24 protein-coding genes are annotated in these 23,339 nt (G+C 62.2%); 5 read left to right on the top strand and 19 right to left on the bottom strand.

From position 1 onward, the window contains the following. Positions 1-12: 12 nt before the first annotated feature. From ASE71_RS29225 to ASE71_RS29155, 15 genes are all read right to left on the bottom strand, one after another. Positions 13-261 carry a WGR domain-containing protein gene (locus tag ASE71_RS29225; protein ID WP_034796529.1) on the bottom strand — a complete coding sequence of 83 codons (249 nt, stop codon included), beginning with the start codon at positions 259-261 and terminating at the stop codon, positions 13-15. A 165-nt stretch (positions 262-426) separates the two neighbouring features. Continuing rightward, on the bottom strand, positions 427-1,740 hold the full coding sequence (locus tag ASE71_RS29220) for a TRAP transporter large permease (protein WP_060517912.1): 1,314 nt from the start codon (positions 1,738-1,740) through the stop codon (positions 427-429). Further along, positions 1,737-2,249 (bottom strand): TRAP transporter small permease, encoded by a 513-nt coding sequence (locus ASE71_RS29215; protein ID WP_060518088.1) that lies wholly within the window; start codon positions 2,247-2,249, stop codon positions 1,737-1,739. The genes ASE71_RS29220 and ASE71_RS29215 overlap by 4 nt, the downstream gene beginning before the upstream one ends. A gap of 137 nt (positions 2,250-2,386) precedes the next feature. Beyond that, positions 2,387-3,364, bottom strand: coding sequence for a C4-dicarboxylate TRAP transporter substrate-binding protein (locus ASE71_RS29210; protein WP_060517914.1), 978 nt, complete (start codon positions 3,362-3,364; stop codon positions 2,387-2,389). Positions 3,365-3,559: 195 nt separating this feature from the next. Then, entirely contained in the window at positions 3,560-4,837 is a 1,278-nt protein-coding gene (locus ASE71_RS29205) for an L-fuconate dehydratase (protein WP_060517916.1), read from the bottom strand. 19 nt (positions 4,838-4,856) lie between these two features. After that, positions 4,857-5,702: a fumarylacetoacetate hydrolase family protein gene (locus ASE71_RS29200; protein ID WP_034796416.1), complete on the bottom strand. Its 846-nt coding sequence runs from the start codon at positions 5,700-5,702 to the stop codon at positions 4,857-4,859. 25 nt (positions 5,703-5,727) lie between these two features. Next, positions 5,728-6,462 carry an SDR family oxidoreductase gene (locus ASE71_RS29195; protein WP_060517918.1) on the bottom strand — a complete coding sequence of 245 codons (735 nt, stop codon included), beginning with the start codon at positions 6,460-6,462 and terminating at the stop codon, positions 5,728-5,730. 10 nt (positions 6,463-6,472) lie between these two features. Next, on the bottom strand, positions 6,473-6,919 hold the full coding sequence (locus tag ASE71_RS29190; RefSeq protein ID WP_060517920.1) for a MaoC/PaaZ C-terminal domain-containing protein: 447 nt from the start codon (positions 6,917-6,919) through the stop codon (positions 6,473-6,475). A 1-nt stretch (position 6,920) separates the two neighbouring features. Continuing rightward, on the bottom strand, positions 6,921-8,000 hold the full coding sequence (locus ASE71_RS29185; protein ID WP_060517922.1) for a Gfo/Idh/MocA family protein: 1,080 nt from the start codon (positions 7,998-8,000) through the stop codon (positions 6,921-6,923). Next, positions 7,993-8,343, bottom strand: a complete 351-nt coding sequence (locus tag ASE71_RS29180) for an L-rhamnose mutarotase (RefSeq protein ID WP_060517924.1) — start codon at positions 8,341-8,343, stop codon at positions 7,993-7,995. Before ASE71_RS29180 ends, ASE71_RS29185 begins: the two co-directional genes overlap by 8 nt. Positions 8,344-8,358: 15 nt before the next feature. Then, positions 8,359-9,471 (bottom strand): mandelate racemase/muconate lactonizing enzyme family protein, encoded by a 1,113-nt coding sequence (locus ASE71_RS29175; RefSeq protein WP_060517926.1) that lies wholly within the window; start codon positions 9,469-9,471, stop codon positions 8,359-8,361. A gap of 1 nt (position 9,472) precedes the next feature. After that, on the bottom strand, positions 9,473-10,570 hold the full coding sequence (locus ASE71_RS29170) for an ABC transporter ATP-binding protein (RefSeq protein ID WP_060517928.1): 1,098 nt from the start codon (positions 10,568-10,570) through the stop codon (positions 9,473-9,475). Between the two features lie 6 nt (positions 10,571-10,576). Further along, complete coding sequence (locus ASE71_RS29165; protein WP_034796430.1) at positions 10,577-11,443, bottom strand: carbohydrate ABC transporter permease; 867 nt, start codon at positions 11,441-11,443, stop codon at positions 10,577-10,579. Next, entirely contained in the window at positions 11,443-12,339 is an 897-nt protein-coding gene (locus tag ASE71_RS29160; protein ID WP_034796432.1) for a carbohydrate ABC transporter permease, read from the bottom strand. The genes ASE71_RS29165 and ASE71_RS29160 overlap by 1 nt, the downstream gene beginning before the upstream one ends. 81 nt (positions 12,340-12,420) lie before the next feature. Further along, complete coding sequence (locus ASE71_RS29155; RefSeq protein ID WP_034796434.1) at positions 12,421-13,740, bottom strand: extracellular solute-binding protein; 1,320 nt, start codon at positions 13,738-13,740, stop codon at positions 12,421-12,423. A gap of 164 nt (positions 13,741-13,904) precedes the next feature. Between ASE71_RS29155 and ASE71_RS29150 the strand changes: the two genes are divergently transcribed. Next, positions 13,905-14,693, top strand: coding sequence for an IclR family transcriptional regulator (locus ASE71_RS29150; RefSeq protein WP_034796531.1), 789 nt, complete (start codon positions 13,905-13,907; stop codon positions 14,691-14,693). 76 nt (positions 14,694-14,769) lie between these two features. Then, entirely contained in the window at positions 14,770-15,606 is an 837-nt protein-coding gene (locus tag ASE71_RS29145) for an amidohydrolase family protein (protein WP_060517930.1), read from the top strand. Positions 15,607-15,660: 54 nt separating this feature from the next. Here ASE71_RS29145 and ASE71_RS29140 read toward each other — a convergent pair whose 3' ends face one another. Genes ASE71_RS29140 through ASE71_RS29130 form a run of 3 tightly spaced genes read right to left on the bottom strand, consistent with a single transcriptional unit; the run spans position 15,661 to position 18,513 of the window. After that, the gene (locus ASE71_RS29140; RefSeq protein ID WP_113080539.1) at positions 15,661-16,797 is read right to left on the bottom strand and encodes an extracellular solute-binding protein; all 1,137 of its coding nucleotides are present in this window, start codon (positions 16,795-16,797) and stop codon (positions 15,661-15,663) included. Then, positions 16,794-17,954 carry a CaiB/BaiF CoA transferase family protein gene (locus tag ASE71_RS29135; RefSeq protein WP_060517933.1) on the bottom strand — a complete coding sequence of 387 codons (1,161 nt, stop codon included), beginning with the start codon at positions 17,952-17,954 and terminating at the stop codon, positions 16,794-16,796. The genes ASE71_RS29140 and ASE71_RS29135 overlap by 4 nt, the downstream gene beginning before the upstream one ends. A 7-nt stretch (positions 17,955-17,961) precedes the next feature. Beyond that, a complete protein-coding gene (locus tag ASE71_RS29130) occupies positions 17,962-18,513 on the bottom strand; it encodes a MaoC family dehydratase (protein WP_060517935.1) in 552 nt (183 codons plus the stop codon). 298 nt (positions 18,514-18,811) lie between these two features. Between ASE71_RS29130 and ASE71_RS29125 the strand changes: the two genes are divergently transcribed. The 3 genes from ASE71_RS29125 (at position 18,812) to ASE71_RS29115 (ending at position 22,199) form a co-directional block, all read left to right on the top strand. Beyond that, complete coding sequence (locus ASE71_RS29125; protein ID WP_034796445.1) at positions 18,812-19,792, top strand: sugar-binding transcriptional regulator; 981 nt, start codon at positions 18,812-18,814, stop codon at positions 19,790-19,792. Positions 19,793-19,849: 57 nt separating this feature from the next. Then, positions 19,850-21,904, top strand: a complete 2,055-nt coding sequence (locus ASE71_RS29120; RefSeq protein WP_060517937.1) for a bifunctional aldolase/short-chain dehydrogenase — start codon at positions 19,850-19,852, stop codon at positions 21,902-21,904. A gap of 70 nt (positions 21,905-21,974) precedes the next feature. After that, entirely contained in the window at positions 21,975-22,199 is a 225-nt protein-coding gene (locus tag ASE71_RS29115; protein ID WP_034796449.1) for a hypothetical protein, read from the top strand. Positions 22,200-22,256: 57 nt separating this feature from the next. Here ASE71_RS29115 and ASE71_RS29110 read toward each other — a convergent pair whose 3' ends face one another. After that, the gene (locus ASE71_RS29110) at positions 22,257-23,300 is read right to left on the bottom strand and encodes a substrate-binding domain-containing protein (protein ID WP_060517939.1); all 1,044 of its coding nucleotides are present in this window, start codon (positions 23,298-23,300) and stop codon (positions 22,257-22,259) included. Positions 23,301-23,339 lie beyond the last annotated feature (39 nt).

The raw sequence follows: 23,339 nt of genomic DNA, 5'->3' as shown, positions 1-23,339 counted from the left end.
CACCTTTCCGGATCACATCCTCGGACGATAGCCGCGCTGACGTTTGCTACGCGTTAGCTCGAGGAAGAGTTTGACCGCCTCCTCCTCCCGCGCGAAGTGGTGCACCATCATCTGGCCGTGACTTCCGATCCGTCCCCAGCGCCGCGTCAGGCACGCCTCGCCCAATAGGGACATGGAGATCTGCATGGAGTAGTAGCGCGCCATGTTTCTGGCCGCGTCCCTTCGCTCGACATAGATCTGGTAGGGCTGAACGATCGTCATGCGCGAAGATTCGGCGATCGGCGCGCATAGGTCCAACGAGAGTTTTGAATCGATCCGGGGTGATCGATTCATTTTCGTGATCTGTCGCAACGGTGGGTCGGAGCGACGTGCCAGGGCTTAGTCCGGCGCCCAAGTCAAAGGCCGCCGGAGCCGCTCTGGATCGCGCTACTGAACCGCCGCGGTTCCGTAGACGAGGTTCGGCAGCCACAGCGAGAGCTGCGGAAACATGCTGAGCATCACCAGCAGCACCATCATCATTGCGAGATAAGGCAGGACCTCCCGCGCATAGGCCATCATCGGTACCTTCAACACCATCGACGAGATGTACATCAGGCCGCCGACCGGCGGCGTGATGCCGGCGATCGTCAGGTTGGTGATGAAGACGACGCCGAAATGCACCCGGTCGATACCGACGCCGTCGATGATCGGGATCAGCATCGGGGTGAGGATGATGAGCGCCGCCGAGCCTTCGATCGCCGTGCCGATGACGATGAGGAGAACGTTGATCAGGAGCAGCATGAGGAGCGGGTTGTCTGTCGCGCCACCTAGCCAGCCGGACATGGCCTGCGGCACCTGTTCCCAGGCGAGATAAAAGCCGAAGGAGGCGGCCGCGCAGATCATGATCATCACCACGGCGGAATCGCGCACCGCTTCTGCCAGGACCTCCGGGATTTGCCGGAAGGTGAACTCGCGGTATCCGAAGATGGCGACGAAGAGCACGTAGACGACGACAACCGCCCCGGCCTCGGTGGTGGTGAAGATGCCGTAGCGCGTGCCGGCGAAGATGACGACCGGGATCGACAGCGCCCAAAGGCCGTCGATCAGCGCCCGGCTCGCCTCCGCCCTGCTGGCGCGTTCCTTGCGGAGCGGCTTGTAGCCACGCTTGCGGGCGATGAAATAAGTGGTGACCATCAGACCTGCCGCAAGCACGAGGCCGGGAACGACGCCTGCAGCAAACAGTCGGCCGATCGAGGTTTCGGCGAGGAAGCCGTAGACGATGAGACCGATCGAAGGCGGGATCAGGCTGGTAATGATCGCCGCCGACGAGGTGATGACCGCGGCGAAGGCACGGCTATAGCCCCGTTCCGACATCTCGACGCCGAGCGTCTTTGCGAGCATCGCAGCGTCGGCGTTGGCAGACGCTGTCAGGCCGCCGAGAAGCGTGCCGAGCACCGTACACATCTGCGCCAGTGCGCCGGTCATGTGGCCGACCAGCACGTCGGCGAGCGTCAGCAGGCGCCGGGTGATGCCCGATGCATTCATGATGCAGCCGGCAAGCACGAAGAGCGGCAATGCCAGCAGTGACACGGACTGGCTGCCCTCGGCCATCTCCTGTGCGAAGTTGGCAAGCGGGATCATGTCCATGTTGATGAAGAAGAAGGCAAGCGCCCCGATCGCCATCGCCCAGGTGATCGGCGTCGACAGGAGGAAGAGGACGACGACCAGCAGCGAGGGGCCGGCAAGATGAAAAAGGGTCATATCAGCGATTCCACATTGCGGTGCAGGCGAACGGTCCATGGCCTTTCGACGATCAGGTGCTGGACGAACATGCCGGCCGAAGCCAGCGCCAGCGGCCCGTAGGAAAGGCTGCGAGACAGATCCATCGCGATCGTGTGCACGTGCCGCGAAGTCCAGGCCTGCCAGCCGAAGAGAACGGTCATGACGATGAAGAATAGCGCCAGCAGCAGGTAGTTGAACCAGGCGATCGCCTGCTGCCAGCCGTTGGGTAGCGCCGCGACGAGGACATCGATCGCCGCATGCGTGCCGAGACGAACACCGGCGACGGCGCCGAAGAACACGAGGTAGGCAAAAGCCATGATCGCCAGCTCGTAGGTCCAGGCAGCCGGCTGCGGGAAGATGTAGCGGCTGACGACACCCCAGAGGATCGAAAAGACGATGACGAGAAGGGCGGCAACGCCGACCGCTTCATCGGCGCGCCGCAGGCTGAAGAGAGGAGCGGTCTCTTCCGGCGAAGGTGAGGTTTCCATGATGGCCCCAATCATTTTGAAAGGCGGAACAGGGCCGGCGCTTGGGCCGGCCTGATGGTTTTCTGTCGCGGCATCCTGAACGCGCCCGACGCCAGCACGACGCGGCGTCTCTATCGCCGCGTCGTGCAATTGCCTGCTTACTGCGCCATCGCCCTTTGCACCTGGTCGTACACGCCAGGCGTGATGTTTGGCACTTTCTCGTAGGCAGCGCGCGAGGCTTCGATAAAGGCCGGGATGTCGATGTCGGTGACGATCTCGACGCCGGAAGCCGCAAGCTGCTTGGCGTAGGCGTCATCCGTTTCGAGCGTCATTTCGGTCAGCTCCTTGGCGATCGTCTGGCCTTCCTCGAGCAGGATTTTCTGCAGGTCTTCCGGCAGGCCGTTGAAGAATTGGCTCGATGCCACCCAGGCGGTGAACATGATCTGGTGGCCGGTTTTGGAGATGACCTTGCGGGTTTCGTTCAGCTTGGCGCCGGCGATCGAACCGAAGGGGCCTTCGGCCGCATCGACGACGCCGGTCTGAAGCGCGTTGTAGACGTCGCCCCAGGGCAGTTCGGTCGGCCGTGCGCCATAATTGCCGAAGGTCGCCATCATGATCGGCGACGAAGGCACGCGGATGGTGACGCCGGCGAGATCGGCCGGCGAGCGAACCGGCTTGTTGGCGATGATGTGGCGATAACCGAAGAGGCCGTTCGGCATGATGATTTTGATGCCCTGCGCCTCAAGCTTGCCCGAGAGCTCCTTGTAGAGGTCCGAGGCGAAGAGACGGTCGGTCGCCGCCAGATCGGGGTAGACATAGGGGCCGGCCAGAATGGAGAGATCCGGGACGAACTGGCCGAGCTGGCCATAGTCGGTGGCGCTGAGCAGACTTGCGCCGCTCATGACCATCTCGTTGACCTTCTTCTGCGCGCCGAGCTGGTCGCCGGTCATGACCGTGATGGCGATGCGGCCACCCGAACGTTCGCCGACACGCTCGGCATAGGTTTTCATGGCTTTGACGATCGGCTCGTTCGGATTCACCTGCGAGGTCGAGAACCTCAGGCTGTATTCCTGCGCGTTGGCGACGGCGCAAAAGGACAGCGCAGCCACGGCTGCAGCCAGAACAAAGGTCTTCATCAATTTCCTCCTCTTCCCGGACTCCCCTCCGGAATTCACAATGAATGAATAGATCATTCATAAATGAACGCATCACGTCAAGGGCTGGGCGCCGAAATTGACCGATGATCGGACGAAACAACAAAGCCGGAGCGGCTCTATATCGCTCCGGCTTTTGAATCTTGAAGACGTTATTCTTATATAAAACCTTCTGCGTTAACCGCCGAACCTGTAGTCGGCGATCGACTGCGGCTTCATCTCGATCGAGAACCCGGGCCGCTGTGGCGGCATATAGGCGGCGTTCGCGATCACGCAGGGGTCGAGGAAGTGTTCGTGCAGATGGTCGACATATTCGATGACGCGACCATCCTTCGTTCCGGATACGGCAATATAATCGATCATCGACAGGTGTTGGACATATTCGCAAAGGCCGACGCCGCCGGCATGCGGCCAGACCGGCAGTCCGTATTTGGCGGCAACGAGCAGCACCGCCAGCACCTCGTTGAGGCCGCCCATGCGGCAACTGTCGATCTGGACGATATCGATCGCGCCTTCGGCGATGAACTGCTTGAACACGATGCGGTTCTGGCACATCTCCCCGGTCGCGACCTTCACCGGACCGATCGCCTCGCGGATCTTGCGATGGCCGGCAACATCGTCGGGGCTCGTCGGCTCTTCGATGAAGAACGGCTTGGCAAAGGCAAGCTGCTTGACCCAGTCGATCGCCTCGCCAACCTCCCAGACCTGGTTGGCGTCGATCATCAAGTAGCGGTCCGGGCCGATCACCTCGCGCGCGATTGTCAGTCGCCTGATGTCGTCGGCAAGGTCGCGGCCGACCTTCATCTTGATGTGGTTGAAACCTTCGTCGATCGCCTCCTGGGCGAGACGCCGGAGCTTATCGTCGTCATAACCGAGCCAGCCGGCCGATGTCGTGTAGCAGGCATAACCTTCATTCTCGAGCGTCGCGATGCGCTGAGCCTTGCCGGGTTCGGCCTTCTTGAGGATTGCGACCGCCTCGTCACGCGTCAGCACGTCCGTCATGTAGCGGTAGTCGACGATGTCGGCGATTTCTTCCGGCGACATGTCGGCGACCAGCCGCCAGACGGGCTTGCCCGCCTCCTTGGCAAGCAGGTCCCAGACGGCGTTGACGACGGCGCCGGTCGCCAGATGCATCGCACCTTTCTCCGGACCGATCCAGCGCAGCTGGCTGTCGCTGGTCAGGTGCCGCCAGAACCGGCCGGGATGGGCGAGAATGTCTGATGTCTCCTGGCCGACGATCAGATGCCGCATGGCCTTGATCGCCATGCAGCAAATGTCGTTGCCGCGGCCGATGGTGAAGGTGAGACCATGGCCCGCAAGTCCCTCCCGATCGGTGTCGAGGATGACATAGGCCGCGGAATAGTCCGGGTCCGGGTTCATCGCGTCGGAACCGTCGAGGCTCTGCGAGGTCGGAAAGCGCAGGTCGAAGACGCGCAGATCAGTGATGCGGGTCATGGTCACTCCAGTCTTATGATCAATCGTCCGCGCGCACGGACTGCTTCTGGCTGCCGAGGCCCTCGATGCCGAGTTCGACGACGTCGCCGGCCTTAAGGTAACGCGGCGGCTTCATGCCCATGCCGACGCCGGGCGGCGTGCCGGTCGAGATGATGTCGCCCGGCTGCAGCGACATGAACTGCGACAGGTAGGAGACGAGGTAGGCAACGCCATAGACCATGGTCTTCGACGAGCCGTTCTGCATGGTTTCGCCGTTGACCTTCAGCCACATCGGCAGGTTCTGCGGGTCCGCCACTTCGTCCTTGGTCACCAGCCACGGGCCTGTCGGACCAAAGGTGTCGCAGGACTTGCCCTTGGTCCACTGTCCCTGGCGCTCGATCTGGAAGGCGCGTTCGGAGACGTCGTGCACGGTGCAGTAGCCGGCGACATAGTCGAGTGCTTCCGCCTCGGTGACGTACTTGGCCTTGCGGCCGATGACGACGCCGAGTTCCACTTCCCAGTCGGTCTTCTCCGAGCCGCGCGGAATGATCAGGTCGTCATTCGGGCCAACGATCGCCGACGTCGCCTTCATGAAGATGATCGGTTCGGAGGGAACCGTGGCGCCCGTCTCGGCGGCATGGTCGGAGTAGTTGAGGCCGATGCAGATGAACTTGCCGGTACCGGCCACGCAAGGGCCGAGCCGCTGGTTGCCGTCGACAGCCGGAAGGCCGGCGAGATCGAGTGCCTCGAGTTCGGCGAGTTTGTCCGGGTCGAGCGCCGCACCTGAGAAATCGGCGACGTGGCCGGAAAGATCACGCAAGGTGCCGTTCGCATCGAGGATGCCCGGCTTTTCCTGGCCCGGGAGGCCGTAACGAAGAAGTTTCATATCTCTGCTTCCTGCTTGTCTGTTGTCAGATGGTCCAGCCGCCATCGATGGCATAGGCCTGGCCGGTCGTATAGGTGGCGCCCGCGAGATGGACGGCAAGGTCGGCGATCTCTTCCGGGGTGCCGAGCCGTCCCATTGGCTGGCGGGCGATAAAGGCGGCACGCGCAGTTTCATAGTCTCCCTGGGCGCGCATGCGGTCCTGCAGCGACGGGCTTTCGACGGTGCCCGGGCAAATGGCGTTGCAGCGAACGCCCTCAGACACGTAATCGGCTGCGACGGCCTTTGTGAGACCGATGACGGCGGCCTTGGTGACGCCGTAGGCAAACCGGTTGGGTACGCCCTTGATGCTGGAAGCGACCGAAGCCATGTTGATGATCGCGCCGTCCTTGCGGACAAGCATGCCCGGAAGGACCGCACGAATGGTGCGGATCATCGCCTTGACGTTGAGGTCGAGCGCGAACTCCAGATCGCTATCCTTCATCTCCAGGATCGAACCGGCATGCACGAAACCGGCGCAGTTGAAGAGGACGTCGACGGCGCCGATCTCTGCCACGAGCGCTTCGACCGCTTGCGTGTCGAGAACGTCGAGCCGGTGCGTTTCGACGTCGGCTTCCTTTGCAAGTGCCGCAAGCGCATCGGTATTGATATCGGTCGCGTGCACCTTTGCGCCGGCCTTCACAAAGGCCAAAGCCGAAGCGCGGCCGATGCCTTGAGCCGCAGCCGTAATCAGGACGACCTTGCCTTTAAGATCCGCTGTCATTCTCGATCCCTCATGCTTTGCGTTCAACGACCAGGATATGGTCGGCGGCGAGAACGACCTCGCCACGCTGGTTGATGACTTCTAACCGTTCGACGATGCGTCCCGCCTTCGGCCGCTTCGGATCGTCCTCTTTGGCGGCGATCGTCACGCGGGTACGGATCGTATCGCCGATATGAACCGGGCGCACGAAGCGCAGACGATCATAGCCGTAGGAAAAGGCAACCGGATTGATCAGCGATGCCGTAAGGCCGACGCCGATCGAGAAGATCATGGTGCCGTGGGCGATGCGCTGGCCGCCCGGCAGGGTCTTGGCGAACTCCGCATCCATGTGGTGCGGAAAGAAATCGCCGGTGTGGCCGGCATGGACGACGAAATCGGTCTCGGTGATCGTCCGGCCCGTCGTCAGGCGCTCATGCCCCAACTGGTAGTCTTCGAAATGGATGATCTGTTCCGACATCTCAGCGTCCCGGAAGTGGCGCGATCGCCGTTGCCGGCGACGCACTCGATTGATAGGCGGCCTCGACGAGAGCCATTGTCTGCCAGGCGTCTTCCACCGAGCCGATCAGCTCCGGGTCTTCGCCGGAGGCGAAACGCTGCAGATTGGCCATTCGGTTGGCGAAGGCGTCGGGGAACCAGGCGCCTTCAAGCGGAACCGACACCCACTCGACAGCCCCGGTTGGCCGGATCCAGAGCTCGTCGGGCTCGCCCTTGGGATAGTCGAGGTTGACACCGAGTTTCACATAAGCAGCACCCGACGTGCCCGAGATGCGGAACTCGCAGGCCTGGAACTTACGGCCGAAATCATGGTCGTGATTGATCGAGAGCACGCAGCGCACTCGATCACCATAGTCGAGGATCGCAGCCGTCCGTGTCTGGGCAACCTCATGGTTCGGATGGCCGATCGTCTTCGCATGGACGCCCAAGGGGTTGCCGAGCAGGCCGCGCACGAGATCCAGATAATGGATCGAGTGCATGGCGATCTCGATGCGCGGCAAGCCTTTCAAGAACGGCCAAAAGCCCCAGGGGGTGGAGAGTGCAAGCCAGGCGTCGAAATCGACGACCTCGCCGAGGTATCCCTTCGCGATCGCGTCTTTCAGCGCCAGCATGATCGGCGCGAAGCGGAGCTGGAAATTGACCGCCGCCTTCAGTTTGCGCGTCCGGCAGAGCTCGAGAATGGCGGTCGCGGCTTCAAGGTCCGAGCCCATCGGCTTCTGGATGAGGGCAGCGGCGCCGATCGGAAGCTTCGCCAGGATGGCGGCATGGGCCGCCGGCGGGGTCGCCAGATCAAAGATTGCACCAGCGACCGCAAGCGCATCCTCTTCCCGTTCGAAGGCGGGAATGCGCCAGGCGCCGGCAAGCTTCGCGGCCTTCTCCCGGTCTGGATCATAAAGGCCCGCGACTGGGAAGCCGGCCTGGCGATAAGCCGGCAGATGTGCGTCGCCGACGATGCTGCCGGCGCCGAAGATCACGATCGGCCGGGGCTTTGCCGGTTTCGGCCACCACTGCCTGAGCGCGCCCGGATCGAAATTTTCAGCCATTGTGGGAGACCTTGCCGTCGTGATGGAAGACCTCTTCCATCATCGCCCACCACTCACCTTCCTGGCGCGTCTCAAGCGGCTTCTGGCAGGGCATACAGACCGACCACCATTCCTGGTTCTTCGGATGTGCGGCCATCTTGGCCATGTCCGCCTCAAAATCAGAGCCGACATACTCCCAGTAGCCGAAGACCAGGTTTTCCGGCTCCTTGAGGAAGATCGAGTAGTTGGTGACGTTGCACTGCGAAATCAGCGCGAGGATCTCCGGCCAGACGGCGGCGTGCAACGCCTTGTATTCGGCGACCTTGGACGCCTCCAGACCGATCACCATTCCCATTCGCTGCATGATGACCTCCCTATCCTAGCCCCGAAACTCGCGGGTAAACTCGTCGATCGAGCGGGCGCGCACGGCATCCCAATCCCAGGAAATCCCGATGCCTGGCTCGGACGGCGCCAATGCGCGACCGTTCCGGATCTCCATGCCCTTGGTCGTGAGATCATCGAGCTGCGGAATGTACTCAACATATTTGCCGTTCGGCACGGCGCAGACGAGGCTGACATGCAGCTCCATCAGGAAGTGCGGGCAGACCGGAATGTCGAAGGCTTCCGCCGCATGCGCGACTTTCAACCACGGCGTGATGCCGCCGATACGGGCAACGTCGACCTGGACGATCGAGCAGGCGCCCTTCTGCATGTATTCGCGGAAATGACGGATCGAGTACATGGATTCACCAACCGCAATCGGTGTGGGCGTCGAGCGCGTCAGCCGGGTATGACCGTCGAGATCGTCGGCCGGCAGCGGCTCCTCGATCCAGGCAAGGTCGAGCTCCTTCAGCCTGGACGCGCGGCGGATCGCCTCGTCGACGGTGAAACCCTGGTTGCAGTCGGTCATGATCTCGAAGCCGTCGCCGAGCGCCTTGCGCATTGCCGACAGGCGATCGTAATCCTCCGAGCCGTGCGGCTTGCCGATCTTCACCTTCGAACCTGAAAAGCCCTTGGCCTTGGCGGCAAGCGCGTCCTCGATCAGCGCTTCCTTTTCGATGTGCAGCCAGCCGCCCTCGGTGGTATAGAGGGGGCAGCTTTCCTTGGCGCCGCCGGCAAGCTTCCAGAGCGGCAGCTTCTGCTTTTTGGCGCGCAGGTCCCAAAGTGCTGTGTCAACTGCCGCCAGCGCCAGCGCCGTTATCGGGCCGATCGTCGTCGCGTGGGTCGCAAATTCTAGTCTGTGCCAGATCGCCTCGATGCAATCGGCATCCTCGCCGATCAGGATCGGCACCAGGTGGTCGGAGAGAAGCCGCATCACCGACGAACCGCCGGTACCGATCGTGTAGCTGTAGCCCGTGCCCGTCGCACCATCGCTGTCGGTGATGGTGACGATCGGGGTTTCCTGGCTGACGAAGCTCTGGATCGCATCGGTCCGCTTCACCTTCGGCGGCAGGTCGACCATGCGCAGTTCAATTTTCTCGATTTTTGCCATGTCAGCCTTCCAGAGCCTTGCCGGTATCGATGTCGAAGAGATGGGCGCGCGAGAGGTCGAAGCTCATGCGCACCTTCTCGCCCGGGCCAAGCGGGCGCGGATTGAGCATGCGCGAAACCCAGTCTCGACCGTTGAACTGGATGAAGACCAGCGTTTCATTACCCAGCGGTTCGGTGATCGACACCGGTAGCTCGACCTCGTGCACGGCGGCCGGGTCGCCGGCATGCAGACCATGGCCGCTCGGATAGATGTCGTCAGGCCTCAGACCGAAGGTGACCTTCTGTCCCGGACGGAGCGCGTTCACAAACCGCGGCGGGATAGGCAGCCGCATGCCGCTTACAAAGACGAGCGTACCGTTGTCGACGATCGCCTCGTCCATGTTCATCGGCGGCGAGCCGATGAAGCCGGCCACGAACTTTGTGGCCGGGCGCTGGAACACTTCTTCCGGCGTGCCCACTTGTTCGATATAGCCGTCACGCATGATGACGATGCGGTCTGACAAGGTCATCGCCTCGACCTGGTCGTGGGTGACGTAGATCATCGTCGCCTGCATGCGGGCATGCAGCTTCTTGATCTCGGTTCGCACCTGGGTGCGCAGCTTCGCATCCAGGTTCGACAGAGGTTCGTCGAACAGGAAGACATCCGGCTGGCGCACGATCGCGCGGCCCATGGCGACGCGCTGGCGCTGGCCGCCGGAAAGCTGCGACGGGCGACGCTCCAGAAGATGGCTAAGATCGAGGATGGCAGCGGCTTCATCGACCCGCGTCTTGATCTCGTCTGCCGAGCGTCCGGCGATCTTCAGCGAAAAACCCATGTTTTCGGCGACCGTCATATGCGGATAGAGCGCATAGGACTGGAAGACCATGGAGATATTGCGCGCCCGAGGTGGCAGGTCGTTGACCTTCTTTCCGCCGATTTCGATCGCGCCATCGCTGACGTCTTCGAGGCCTGCGATCATGCGCAGCGTTGTCGACTTGCCGCAGCCCGACGGGCCGACGAGCGCGATGAACTCGCGGTCCTTCACTTCGAGGTCGATGCCGTGGACGACCTCGAGCGCGCCGTAGCGCTTGACCAGTTTCCTGAGGGTGACAGGAGCCATGAACGATTATCCTTTCACCGCGCCGAAGGTGAGGCCCGAAACGAGGTGCTTCTGAATGATGAAGGTAAGGGTCAGCGCCGGGATGATCATCACGACGGCGAGCGCACACATGCCGCGCCAGTCGATGGTGAATTCGGCGGTGTAGTCGAGAAGCCCGACCGGCAAGGTCTTGGAATTGACCGAGCGGGTGATCTGCGAGGCAAGCGCATACTCGTTCCAGGACGTCAGGAACGCAAAGATGCCGGCGGATGCGATGCCGGGACCGGCAAGCGGAAACTCCACCTGCCAGAAGGCCTGCCACGGCGTGCAACCGTCTATCTGGGCGGCCTCGGCGAGATCCTTCGGCACCTGGCGGAAGAAGCCGTCGATCAGCCAGATGGTGAAGGGCACGTTGAGCGCGACATAGGTCAGGATCAGCGAAAAATGCGTGTCGATGATACCGGTGCGGGCGTAGAGCATGAAGAGCGGCAGCGAGAGCGCGATGCCAGGCACGGCGCGCGTCAGCATGAAGCCGAGGAAGATCGCCGACTTCGCCTTGAAACGATAGCGGGCAAAGGCGTAGCCGCCGGCCATGCCGATCGCCAGTGCAATCACCGTCGAGGTCACCGAGATGATCAGCGAATTGCGAAAATAGTCCCAGACGGGAACGCCACCCTGCCCGGCGCCCGCAAACATGGCGCGATAGGCATCGAGCGAAATGCTCTCGGGGATCCAAACCGGTGGTTTCGCCATGATTTCGACGGTCGGGCGCAGCGACGACAGCACGATCCAGAGGCCGGGAAGGCAGATCACGGCCATTGCGAGAAACAGGCCGATCAGGTGCACCGTCTTCAACAGGCGGCGGCGCAGGCGGTGCGAAGCGTTGATATCCATTACCACTCGGCTCCGATCTGCTGGCGCGCCGCAGCGAGCTTGCGGAAGAAATAGACGGTGAAGACGATCGACAGGAGGATCGCGACATAGGCCATGGCGTTGGCGAGCCCCATGCGGGCATCGGCATAGGCCGTGCGGCCGACGAGCGTCCAGAGTAGCTCCGTGCGCTTGGCCGGGCCGCCATCGGTCATGATCTTGACGATGTCATAGGCGCGCGCGACGTCGAGAGAGCGGATCGTCATGGCGATGAAGGCGAACGGCATCAGATAGGGCCAGGTGACATAGCGGAAGGTCTGCCAGGGTGTGCAGCCGTCGACATGGGCAGCCTCGACCGGATCCTTCGGCATGGCGAGCAGGCCGGCCAGAATCAGGATCGCAAAGACTGCGGTCGAGGACCAGACTTCGGCGATGATGATCGAGAGCAGTGCGAGATTGCCGTCGATCAACCAGGGAATTGCTTGATCCGTCAGTCCCAGCGACTGCAGCGCATTGTTGACGAAGCCGATATTGTCGTTGAAGAGAAACTTGAACTGGAAGCCGACGAGCACCGGCGAAAACATCATCGGAAACATCATCATGGTGCGCAGCAGGCGCTGGCCGTGGGTCGCCTTGTTGACAAGCAAAGCCAGGCCGAGACCGAGCAGCATCTCGGCGTTCAGAGCCACAGTCAGCAACAGCACGGTGCGGCCAAACGCGACCCAGAATTCGGCGTTGCCAAGTACGGTCGCGTAGTTGCGCAGGCCGACAAAGACCCACAGCGTCTCCGGTTTGGTCAAGCGGAACGGCGTGAAGCTCGAATAGAAGGAAAAAAGGAGCGGCAACACGATCACCGCCGCGAGCACGACAAAGGCCGGAAGCAGAAGCAGGGCCGGTGCTGACAATTTCTTGAGCTTCATCGGGCAGTCCTGAGGATTGCATGAAATGGCTGAGGCGGCGCCGGCGCCTTCAAGGCATCGGCGCCGCCTCATGGGTAACGATCAGAGCTTGCCCGCGTCTTCGAGAATGCCGGTCGCTTTCTGAGCGGCGGCATCAAGCGCTTCCTTCGACGTCTTGTCGCCGAGGATGGCGGCCTGGAGTTCCGGATAGACGGCGTTGGAGATTTCGATCCACTCGGCCGTCTTCGGAACCGGGAAGGCATGCTTTGCGGCTTCCTGGAAAGCCTGCAGCACTTCCGTCTTGTAGGCGTCGCCCTCGGCTTGCTTGATGTTGTATTCCCAGACGGCAGTCCGGGTCGGCAACGGGCCGGCAGCCGATTCCAGCTTCTGGCTGTCCTCGTTGGTCAGCCACCAGACGAGCGAAGCGGCCGCTTCCTTGTTGGCGCAATCTTCGGTGACCGAGAAGCCATGATGGCCCGACCAGCCGGTGCGCTTGCCGGAAGAACCGGCCGGCTGCACCTTCACGCCGACATTGCCGGCGACCTTGGAGGACTTCGGGTCGTTGAAGAAGCTCGCCCAGCCAGGCCAGTCGAGATTGAGGGCGATCGAGCCCGAGGCAAAACCCTGGCCGAGGTCGTCCCAAAGATAGTTGGTCGTGCCCGGCGGTACGGCCTTGTCCTTGTAGAGCTTGACGAACCAGTCAAGCGCATGGACACCGGCTTCCGAGTTGAAGGCGGGGCGCCCGTCCTTGTCGAGATATTCGCCACCTTCGGCGACCAGCATTTCATAGAAGCGACCGTTGATTGCCTCTTCCTTACCGGCAAACTGCGTGCCGTAGAAATTCGGCGGGGCGGCGAAGAACTCGGCCTGATCGCTGACCTGGGCCCAGGTGTCCGGCGGCGCGAGGTCGTAACCGTATTTCGCCTTGAAGGCGGTCTTCTTGGCTTCGTCCTGGTAGAGGCTCTTCTGGTAGTAGAGCGCCGACACGTCGAACTGGGCGCGCGGCAACATCACCAGCTTGCCGTCGAGCGTCGAAGCGTCGATCAGCGCCGGCACGAATTTGGCGATCTCCTCCGGCGGCAGGAGCGCCAGGAGATCAGTGTAGATGTCGGGGTATTGCGGCGCGAAGGAGGAATGGTTCGAGCCGACGCACCAGCTGACGCCGCCAGTCGCGATGTCCGACTTGATCTCCTTGTCGAGTTCGAAGTGGTTCTTCTTCGACAGGATGTTGACCTTGGCGCCGGTCGCCTTCTCCCATTCGCCGATCCGCTCGTAGAGCTTTTCGTATTGCTGTCCGCCGATCAGCTTGGCGTCGATCGTGACGCCCTCGAACTTGCCGGGCAGTTCTGCGGCATTCGCCGCTCCCCCTGCACAGGCAAGCATAACGACGCCGGCGGAGACGCCGGCAAGCAGCCTTTTCATATCCACTCCTCCCATGTGCACGCCCTCTTCCTGACGCGACGTTCTCATTTGTGAGAAACTAATTCATATACAAACAACATTTTTATGAGGCGTCAAGGGAGAACTTTCCTTTGTGGGCGCCTTCGTCTGCGTATATGGATATGAATATTCACCAAGGAGGCTTCATGGACACCGAAGAGTCAGATCGCTACCGCGCACCGGCCCTTGATAAGGGGCTCGACATTCTCGAGCTGCTCGCCAGCGTCGACGGCGGACTGACGCAGGCCGAGATTTCCAAGCGCCTGAACCGGAGTCCGAACGAGTTCTACCGCATGCTCGATCGGCTGGTGCGGCGCGGCTATGTCACGCGCATCGACGGAGATCGCTATTCGCTGACATTGAAGCTCTTCGGGTTGTCGCAACTGCATGCGCCGGTCCGCAGGCTTGCCTCCTACGCCACGCCCTTGATGCGGGATCTGGCCCAGCGCTCGAAGCAGGCAAACCACCTCGCCGTCTTCGATCGCGGCTCCGCCGTCGTCATCGCCCAGCAGGAAGCGCCTGATTATTGGGGCATTTCGATCCGGGTCGGGTCGCATATCAGCCTCTTCGACACGGGTTCCGGCCATATCCTGCTTGCCTTCCGCTCGGCCGAAGAGCGCGAAATGATGATCGCGGAACATGCCAGGAGCAAAGACGAGGTCCCGCGCGGGCCTGAGTTCTACGCGCGCCTCGATCAGATCCGCGAGCGCGGCTATGAAATGATGGCGAGCGCGCAGACAGCCGGCGTCTATAACCTCTCGGCGCCGATCCTGGGGCCTGATGGCCGCGGCATCGCGGCGCTGACCGTTCCCTATATCGCGCTCGTCAACGCGCCCTCGGCGCCAGACATCACTGAAAGCATCGCCCTTTTGCTGAAAACCGCCGAGCAACTGTCGACGTTGGCCGGTTCGGACGTGGCCTCCACAACAGATTGACGGCACTTGGGAACGGTCGTACTTCTTATCTGAATAGATCATTCTTATGTGAGAAGCCGTTCGGAGGAGGCGCGCCTTGATCATCGACACCCATCTTCACCTCATCGACAGGTCGAGGCTCGCCTATCCCTGGCTCGCCGGTGTGCCTGCCCTCAACCAGGACTTTCTCTACGCCACCTACGAGCGCGAAGCGCGGCGGCTCGGCATTACGGCCAGCCTGCACATGGAGGTCGATGTCGATCCTTTAGAGATGGAGAAGGAGACATCCGAGGTCGCGCGGCTCGCAGGCCAGGCGGATAGCCTGCTGAAGGGCGCTATTGCCGCCTGCCGACCTGAAGAGGATGGCTTTTCGGCCTATCTGGAACGCCAGGAAGCAAACGGCCTCGTCAAGGGCTTCCGCCGCGTGCTGCATGTGATGCCGGATGATCTCTCCGAAGGAGCGACTTTTCGCGACAATATCCGCCGGCTCGGCGGCCGTCGCTTCACCTTCGACCTCTGCGTCCTGCCGCACCAGATCGAAAAGGCGATTGCGCTTGCCGATCTGGCGCCCGACGTTCCGTTTATTCTCGACCATTGCGGCGTGCCCGACATTCGCGCCGGCGCCGACCATCCCTGGCGCGAGCACATGAGCGAGATCGCCCAGCGTGCGAACGTCACGGCAAAAATCTCCGGCGTCGTCGCCTATGCAGACGAGGCCTGGCAGGTCGAGACGCTGCGCCCCTATGTCGAGCACACGATCGACGTCTTTGGTTGGGATCGGGTGGTCTGGGGAAGCGATTGGCCGGTCTGCACGCTCGGCGGCAATCTTTCGACCTGGGTCGGCGCCACCCACGCGCTTCTGGAAGGCTGCAGCGCGGAGGAAAAGCGCAAGCTGCTTGCCGACAACGCGCGCCGGATCTGGAATCTCGCCTAGCAAGCCCTGCCCTAAATCCGTTCCGGGACGCCTGGGCATCCCGGAACTCAGAAATCAGGCTGTAGCAAAACTCTCTGCAAACAGCCGATTGAGATCGTCGACGACCTTTCGCGCCGCCTCTTTGCCCGTGAGGCCGTCGTTGATGCGATCGGATGCCGCCTGCTGGAACGCCATGTAGCCATCGTGCCGTGGGCGAACCCAGGCGCTCTCCAGCGTCTTGCGCGTCGCACGATAGAAATCGGATGTCGCGGCATTGACGGCGTCGTCATCCCAGGCGGCCGCGTGGCCGGGCTGCCCGCCTCCTGAGGCATAAGGACCGCGCTGGACGGCGCCGCTCGCAACGAAATAGGCGAAATCGATCGCCGCTTCCCGCGCCTGTGAGAAAGCCGAGACCGCAATCCCCGTTCCGCCGAGGGCCGAGCCTGCCGGACCATTGGTTCCGGCAACCGGAACATCGCCGAACGTCACGAGCGACGGCCGGAAGCCCGGCATCGCGTAGCTGACATAGCCGTAGATCAGAGGTGCACAGACAACTTTCGACGCCGGATCGCTCATTGCCTCCAGCACGGCGATCGGGTCCATGGAAAAGCAGGAGGGATCGATCAGGTCTGTCAGTTCACGCAGGCGCTCGAAGGCGTTGATGCCCGCATCCGGATCGATCAGCGGCCCGGTAGCGTCACTGCGGCAGGGGGAACCGAGATTGCCGGCGAGCGTGTAGAAGCTCATCAGGGAATGCGGTGGGCGCATCGGCAGCGCCACCCTTGCCTGTCGCGCGAGCGCCAGCATGTCGGTCCAGCTTTCCATGCGGTCCGTCAGGTCCGGGCGCCACGCCTGGACCTGGGTCGCCGCATCGATCGGAAAGGCCCATTGCCGGCCCTGCCAGGTATAGCTCGGATAGGAGCGCCCGACGCTCGCATCCTCAAGCGCCTTCCTCTCGGCTTGGCGGCCTTCCACATCGAGCGGCGCCAGGCACTTCTCCTTGGTGATTTGGCCGACATGCGGATGATCGATGACGATAAGATCATAGGCCCGCGCCAATTCCTCGACCGGATAGGTCTCAAAATCCTGTAGCGAGCGCTTGTCCCATTCTACCGTTATGCCGGTGCGTTCCTGCCAAAGCCGCGAACAGGCGATCATCGGATCGTAGCCGCGCGGGTGGCTCCAGGTCATGCCCTTCAATGTGACGCTCACAGGCCGAACTCCTCTCGGATCGAGGTGCTATGCTCGCCGATGCGTGGTGCTGCGCGGTCCACCTGCGCACGCTTACCGTTGACCCTGAGCGGCGAACGCGTCGTCAGGATCGAAACGTCGTCTTCGCGCACCACCGTCTGCAGCATGTCGAGCACGCGGAAGCCTTCGCTTTCGAGCAGTTCGTTCCAGTTTAGAACCCGGGCGCACCAGATGTCCGCAGGCTCAAGCACGCCAAGCCAATGGTCGATGGTGTTTTCGGCGATCCGCTTGGCGATCAGCGCCTTGATTTCGTCCCGTTCGGAGAACCAGGAAGCCGGATCGTCGCGATAGGCGTCGAGTTGTGGCATTTGCAAGAGATCGGCAAGCTTCGGGATGGGCGTCATGGCGATGGCGAGATAGCCGTCCTTGGCCGGATAGACCCCATAGGGCGCCGACAGATAGGCATGGGCGCTGCGAAAACCCGACCGGGTCGGCAGCCGGCGGCCGTCATTCAAGTGCGTCGTCAGGACTTCGAACTGGAAGTCGACGAGGGCCTCGAGCAGGCTCGTCTCGATCAGGCTGCCCTTGCCGGAAATGCCGCGACGGACGAGGGCTGCAAGGATACCTTGCGCTGCTGCGGCGCCCGCAAGCATGTCGCCGATCGCCAGACCAAAGGGCACCGGCCCTTGGCCCTCATCGCCGTTCAGCCACATGACGCCGGAGCGCGATTGCGCGAGCAGATCCTGCCCCGGCCGCTTCACCCAGGGGCCTTCCTCGCCATAGCCGCTGATCGAGGCATAAACGATCTTCGGGTTGATCGCCTTGACCGCCTCGTAGTCGAGCCCGAGCCGCTGGATGACGCCGGGACGGAAATTCTGGATCAGCACGTCGGCCTTGGCGAGCAACGTCTGCAAGGCTTTAAGATCCGCCTCGTTCTTGAGGTCGATCGCGAGGCTTTCCTTGGCGCGGTTGATGGCATGAAAGATCGTCGAATCGCCGCCGATCTCGGTGTCGCTCAGATAAAGCCGGCGCGACAGGTCGCCACCGTCGGGGCGCTCGATCTTGATGACGCGCGCCCCGAGATCCATGAGGCGCAAGGAGCAGTAGGGGCCTGAGAGAAACTGGCTCATGTCGACGACGACAAGGCCAGAGAGCGGCAGTTCGTTGGTTTCGGTCATCGGTATCTTACTTCTCGGTCTTGCCGACGAAGTCGGCGGGGTTTTTGTATTTCACGGTCTGCAGGTGCTCACAGTAGAGCACCAGCTCCCCCTCGCCCTTGAAGACCTGGTAGCTGGCCCGGATAAGCCCGAGCTCCCTGTAGCGGGGCGTTTTGTCCATGTTGGTACGGATCGTGTAGATCGTTTCGCCAATGAAGACCGGCTTGATGAAGCGCAGCTTGTCATAACCGTAGGAAAAGGCGTTGACGCAGTTGGTGGCGACCAGCCCGAGGCCTGCGGAAAAGACGAAGGCGCCGGCAACGAGACGCCTGCCGAAGATGCCCTCGCGCTCGGCAAACATCTGATCCTGCACGTAAGGATGGATGTCGACGACGAGCGTATTGAAGAGGTGGCTGTCGCTCTCGGCGATCGTGCGACGCAATGACCTTATACGCTGGCCGACTGGCCAGTCCTCATAGAACCAGTTTTCCGCGTTCCACACGGGAAGCGCGGCGTGCTCCTCCGGCATGTCCCCGGGATGGGTCGAGGACACCCCGACAGTGGGCATGAAATCATCCATTGGTCAGTCCCTGATGCAATAGGTCGGCAACTGCGGGTCCGTTCGACGGTTCCCGAGGGCAATGCCGCTCGATCTCCATTCGGATCCTTATATGAATAGTATGTTCACATATGGATTCCGTTTGCAACCGGCTGTGGGCTGCAAGCGCGTTCGCGGCGAGAAGCGACGCCGTAAAGACCATCACTCAAATAGAGGTTCAGCTTCTGCAGTGCGCGCGAGGTGGCGACATTCGTCAACGACGTTGACTTTTGTCAGTATAGATGAAATATGTCAGATCCATCTTGCGAAGGTTCCGCCAATGCCCATCCGAGCCACAGACCAGATCATTCACAAGGCCGCCTGGCTCTATTATACGCACGGCCTGCGCCAGGACGAAGTGGCGCAGCGGCTGGAGATATCCCGCGCCTCGATCGCCATGTATCTGCGCAAGGCCCGCGAGATGGGCATCGTCACGATCACCACGTCGACAGAACTGTTTTCGCAGGACGTGCTTGCCCGCGAGCTCGAAGACGCCACCGGGCTTACGACTGCATGGCTCGTGCCGGAAGATCGGCAGGCGATGGACCCGGCCGCCGAAATGCCCGTCGTTGCGGCCTCCGTTTTTCTCGAACTGATCAACAAGGGCGACCGGATCGGTGTTGCCTGGGGCCGCACCGTCTATCATATCGCCGACGTCATGCCCTTTGCGGACCTGCGCGGCGTCACGGTCGTGCAACTTTGCGGCAACCTCGGCGCGCCCTATTCCTACCGCCCGGATCAATGCACGACGGAAATCGCCCGCCGCCTCAATGCCGAAGGGATTAATTTTTATGCGCCGCTCGTGCTTTCCTCCGAGCGGCTCGCCGAAGAACTGCGCGGCGAACCCGTCATCAAGGAGCAGCTCGCGACCATCTCCGACTGCGGTCTGGCGCTCTATTCGGTCGGCGGCATCGAGGATGACAGCCACCTCGTCAAATGCGGCGCGCTCTCGGCTGCAGACATGCATGCGATGGGCGAAAAGGGCGCGGCCGGCGTCATTGCCGGACAGCTCATCGATCGCGACGGCCAATGGATGGATTGCGAGCACAATCGCCGCTGCATTTCGGCCGATCTCGGCTCCATCCGCACGATCAAGAAGCGCATGCTGGTCGTGCAGGAGGACAGCAAGTTCGAACCGCTGATGGCGGCCTTGAAGGGCGGCTTCGCCTCGCATCTCGTCATCACCGAGTCGATGGCACGCAAAGTCCTCGATCGCTGGAACCGCGAAGGGCTTGGCAGAAGCGGCTCAGGCGCCCCCTGAGCCTCGAATTTGGGTCCGCCGATACCGGCCGGGCCGGTTTATCGGGAGGCTGAACTTATGGATAATCTCTGGCGCGACGACGAGGCGGAGAAGGTCGTTGCGGGCTATCAGGCCAAGGGCACTGGCCGCGATCTGGCGCTGCGGACCTATACGACGCGACTGCTTGGCGGCGAGCCGCGGCTCGTGCTGCATGGCGGCGGCAACACCTCGGTGAAAACCGAAATCACAGACCTCGTCGGGGACACGCATGCCGTGCTCTGCGTCAAGGGCAGTGGCTGGGACATGGGCACGATCGAGCCCGCTGGCCTGCCAGCCGTCAAGATCGCCCCCCTGCTCAAGAGCCGCAAGCTCGAAAGGCTTTCGGACGAGGACATGGTGACGCTGTTGCGCGCCAACCTCATCGACCCGGCCTCGCCGAACCCGTCCGTGGAGGCGCTGCTGCACGCCTTCCTGCCACACAAGTTCGTCGACCACACCCATTCGACCGCCATTCTTGCCATCGCCGATCAGGCCAAGAGCCGGGAGATGTGCGCCGAGCTTTTCGGCAGGAAGATGGGCTTCGTGCCCTACATCATGCCGGGCTTCGCGCTGGCGAAGGCTGCGGCGGACGTGTTCGATCAGGATCCGACAGTCGAGGGGCTGATCCTCGACAAGCACGGAATCTTCACCTTCGCCGACACGGCGAAGGAAGCCTATGATCGGATGATCCACTATGTCACGCTTGCCGAAGAGCATGTGAAAGCGAAGGGGCACAATCCGTTTACGCCCGCCGCCCTGCCCGCAGTGCTTGCAAGCCCTGCCGATATCGCGCCAATGCTGCGCGGCGCCGTTGCCGTCGACAAGGGCGAAGGCCGTTTTGACCGCATGGTCAGTGTGTTCCGCACCTCGCCCGATATCCTCGACTTCGTCAATGCGCAGCAGGTTGAGGAGATGGCAGCCAGGGGCGTTTCGACGCCCGATCTTTCCATCCGCATCAAGACCGGCCCGATGGTGCTTCCGGCGCCGGCTAAAGATGATCTCTTGGGCTACCGGGCCGTGATCGACGCGCGGGTCACCGCCTTTGCCGCCGACTACACCGGGTATTTCCACAGCAACGACGCACGAGACGACGTCAAGCGCATCATGCTCGATCCCATGCCGCGCCTGACGCTGGTGCCCGGGCTCGGCATGTTCGGCCATGGCCGCACCTACAAGGACGCGATGATCGCCGTCGACGTCGGCGAGATGTGGATCGAGGCTGCGCGCGACGCAGAATCCGTTGGCCGCTTCGAGCCGGTCAGCCGGCCGGATCTCTTCGATCTCGAATACTGGTCGCTGGAACAGGCGAAACTCGCAGGCGCCAAGCCGAAGCCGTTTACCGGCCAGGTCGCGCTCGTCACCGGCGGCGCCGGCGCCATCGGCGCTGCCATCGTCAAGGCTTTCGTCGCCGAGGGCGCGCATGCCGTCGTGCTCGATCTCGACGGCGACAAGGCTGCGGTCGTGGCAAAGGCGGCCGGCAACAACTCGATTGGCATCGCCTGCGACATCACGGATCCCGCTTCGGTGCGCGCCGCCTTCGACCGGGTGGTCGCGACCTTCGGCGGCGTCGATGTCGTCGTCTCCAATGCGGGCGCCGCCTGGGAAAGCCCGATTGCGACGATGGACGACGCCCTGCTGCGCCGTAGCTTCGAGCTGAATTTCTTCGCGCATCAGACGGTCGCGCAGAATGCCGTGCGCATCATGAAGGAACAAAAGACCGGCGGCGTGCTGCTCTTCAACGCCTCCAAGCAGGCAGTCAACCCGGGCGCGAAGTTCGGCGCCTACGGATTGCCGAAAGCGGCGACGCTGTTTCTGTCGCGGCAATATGCGCTTGAGCATGGTGCCGACCATATCCGCGTCAATGCCGTCAACGCCGATCGCATCCGCTCGGGCCTGCTCAATGACGAGATGATCGCCAATCGTGCAGCCGCCCGCGGCCTTTCGGTCAAGGACTACATGGGCGGAAACCTGCTCGGTCTCGAAGTGACGGCCGAGGACGTAGCGCGCGCCTTCGTGCACCACGCGCTCGCAGAACGAACCACCGCGGATGTGACGACTGTGGATGGCGGCAATATCGCAGCGGCGATGCGCTGAGCGCTTCCGTCTAAGCGTAAAAACGTGCCACACTGCAGTCTCCCGCCAGAGTTGTTCGGATGGAGACGAAATGGTCGATCGATGGCCCGCAGATGCCGCGTTTCAAATGGGTGACTATGCCGCCAAGAAAGGCCGCGCCTCATGGCGCGGCAAGATCGTCGGCTGGTATCGCACAGACCTGACCAGCCTCGGCTACGCGATCGAAAGCCATTTCGAGCCGGGCTCCGTGCAGATCTATCCCGAGACGGCGATCGAAGCCTGGGTGCCGCCAAAGGCGGAAAGCGAATTAGAGTAACCAGGACAAAAAAAGGGGCGGTCTGATCGACCGCCCCTTTCGTTTCGCCTTGGGAGATTAAGGCTTCGGCATCCATGCGGGCATGGCAACATCTGCATGGGCGAACTGCGGCAGCTTCACGCCGAGCTCTTCCATGTTCTTGATGTCCTGATCGTTCAGGTCCTTCTGGGTGATCAGCGTCGGCGGTACGACCACCTGGCGGCCCGGGTCTTCGCCGGCAAGCAGCATGGCGAGCGAGCGGACCGAGACCTGGCCGACGACGGCGGGGTTGGTGGCGGCCGTCGCCGTCCAGGCCGAGCCCGTTTCGCGCATGGCGGCGATGTCGGACGTCGAAATGTCGGCCGAGTAGATCTTGACGCTGGAAGACAGGCCCGCTTCGTCGACGGCGATCTTCACGCCCTTGGCGAACTCGTCATAGGGCGCGAACATCACGGTGATGTCGGGCTTGGCCGAAATCACCGCGCGGGCCTGGTTGGCTACCGAGTTGGCGATCGGGTTGTCCATCGTTCCGAATTGTGCGGCTTCCTCGATGCCGGAATACTTCGCCTTGAATTCCTTCCAGGTCTCGTCGCGGCGGTCGAGCGGCGCGATGCCGGCGACATAGACGTAGCCTGCCTTGAAGCTTTCGCCATTGTCCTTGACGGCCTGCTCGAGCGCGAGGCGGGCGAGGTCGCGATCGGACTGCTCGATCTGCGGGATCTTCTCGTTCTCGACGTTTACGTCGAAGGCGACGACCTTGATGCCGGCGTCAACCGCGCGCTGGGCAGCTTCCTTCATCGATTCGGTCAGGCCGTGCTGGATGATGATGCCCTGCACGCCAAGCGCGATCGCCTGGTCGACCATGTCGGCCTGGAGCGCTGCATCCTGGCGGCTGTCGAAGACCTGAAGCTGCACGCCGAGCGCCTTGGACTGCGCCTCGACGCCTGCGAGATAGGACTGGAAGAAGTCGCCGGTCGAAAGGTAGCGCACAAGCGCGATCTTGACATCGCCGGCCTTATCGAACGGCTTTGGCATGTCGGCTGCAAAGGACGGCACGCCGAAGGCGGCTGCCCCCATCAACCCAAGCGTCAAGCGGCCCAGGCTTCTGCGAGTCATGTTCATGTCAGTCTCCTCCACTGGTGAACTTTTTGTTTTCCGCTG

This window comes from Ensifer sp. Root954, assembly GCF_001429005.1.
In the GTDB taxonomy this organism is placed as follows: Bacteria; Pseudomonadota; Alphaproteobacteria; order Rhizobiales; family Rhizobiaceae; genus Ensifer; species Ensifer adhaerens.
This window is presented reverse-complemented; position numbering and strand designations above follow the sequence as displayed.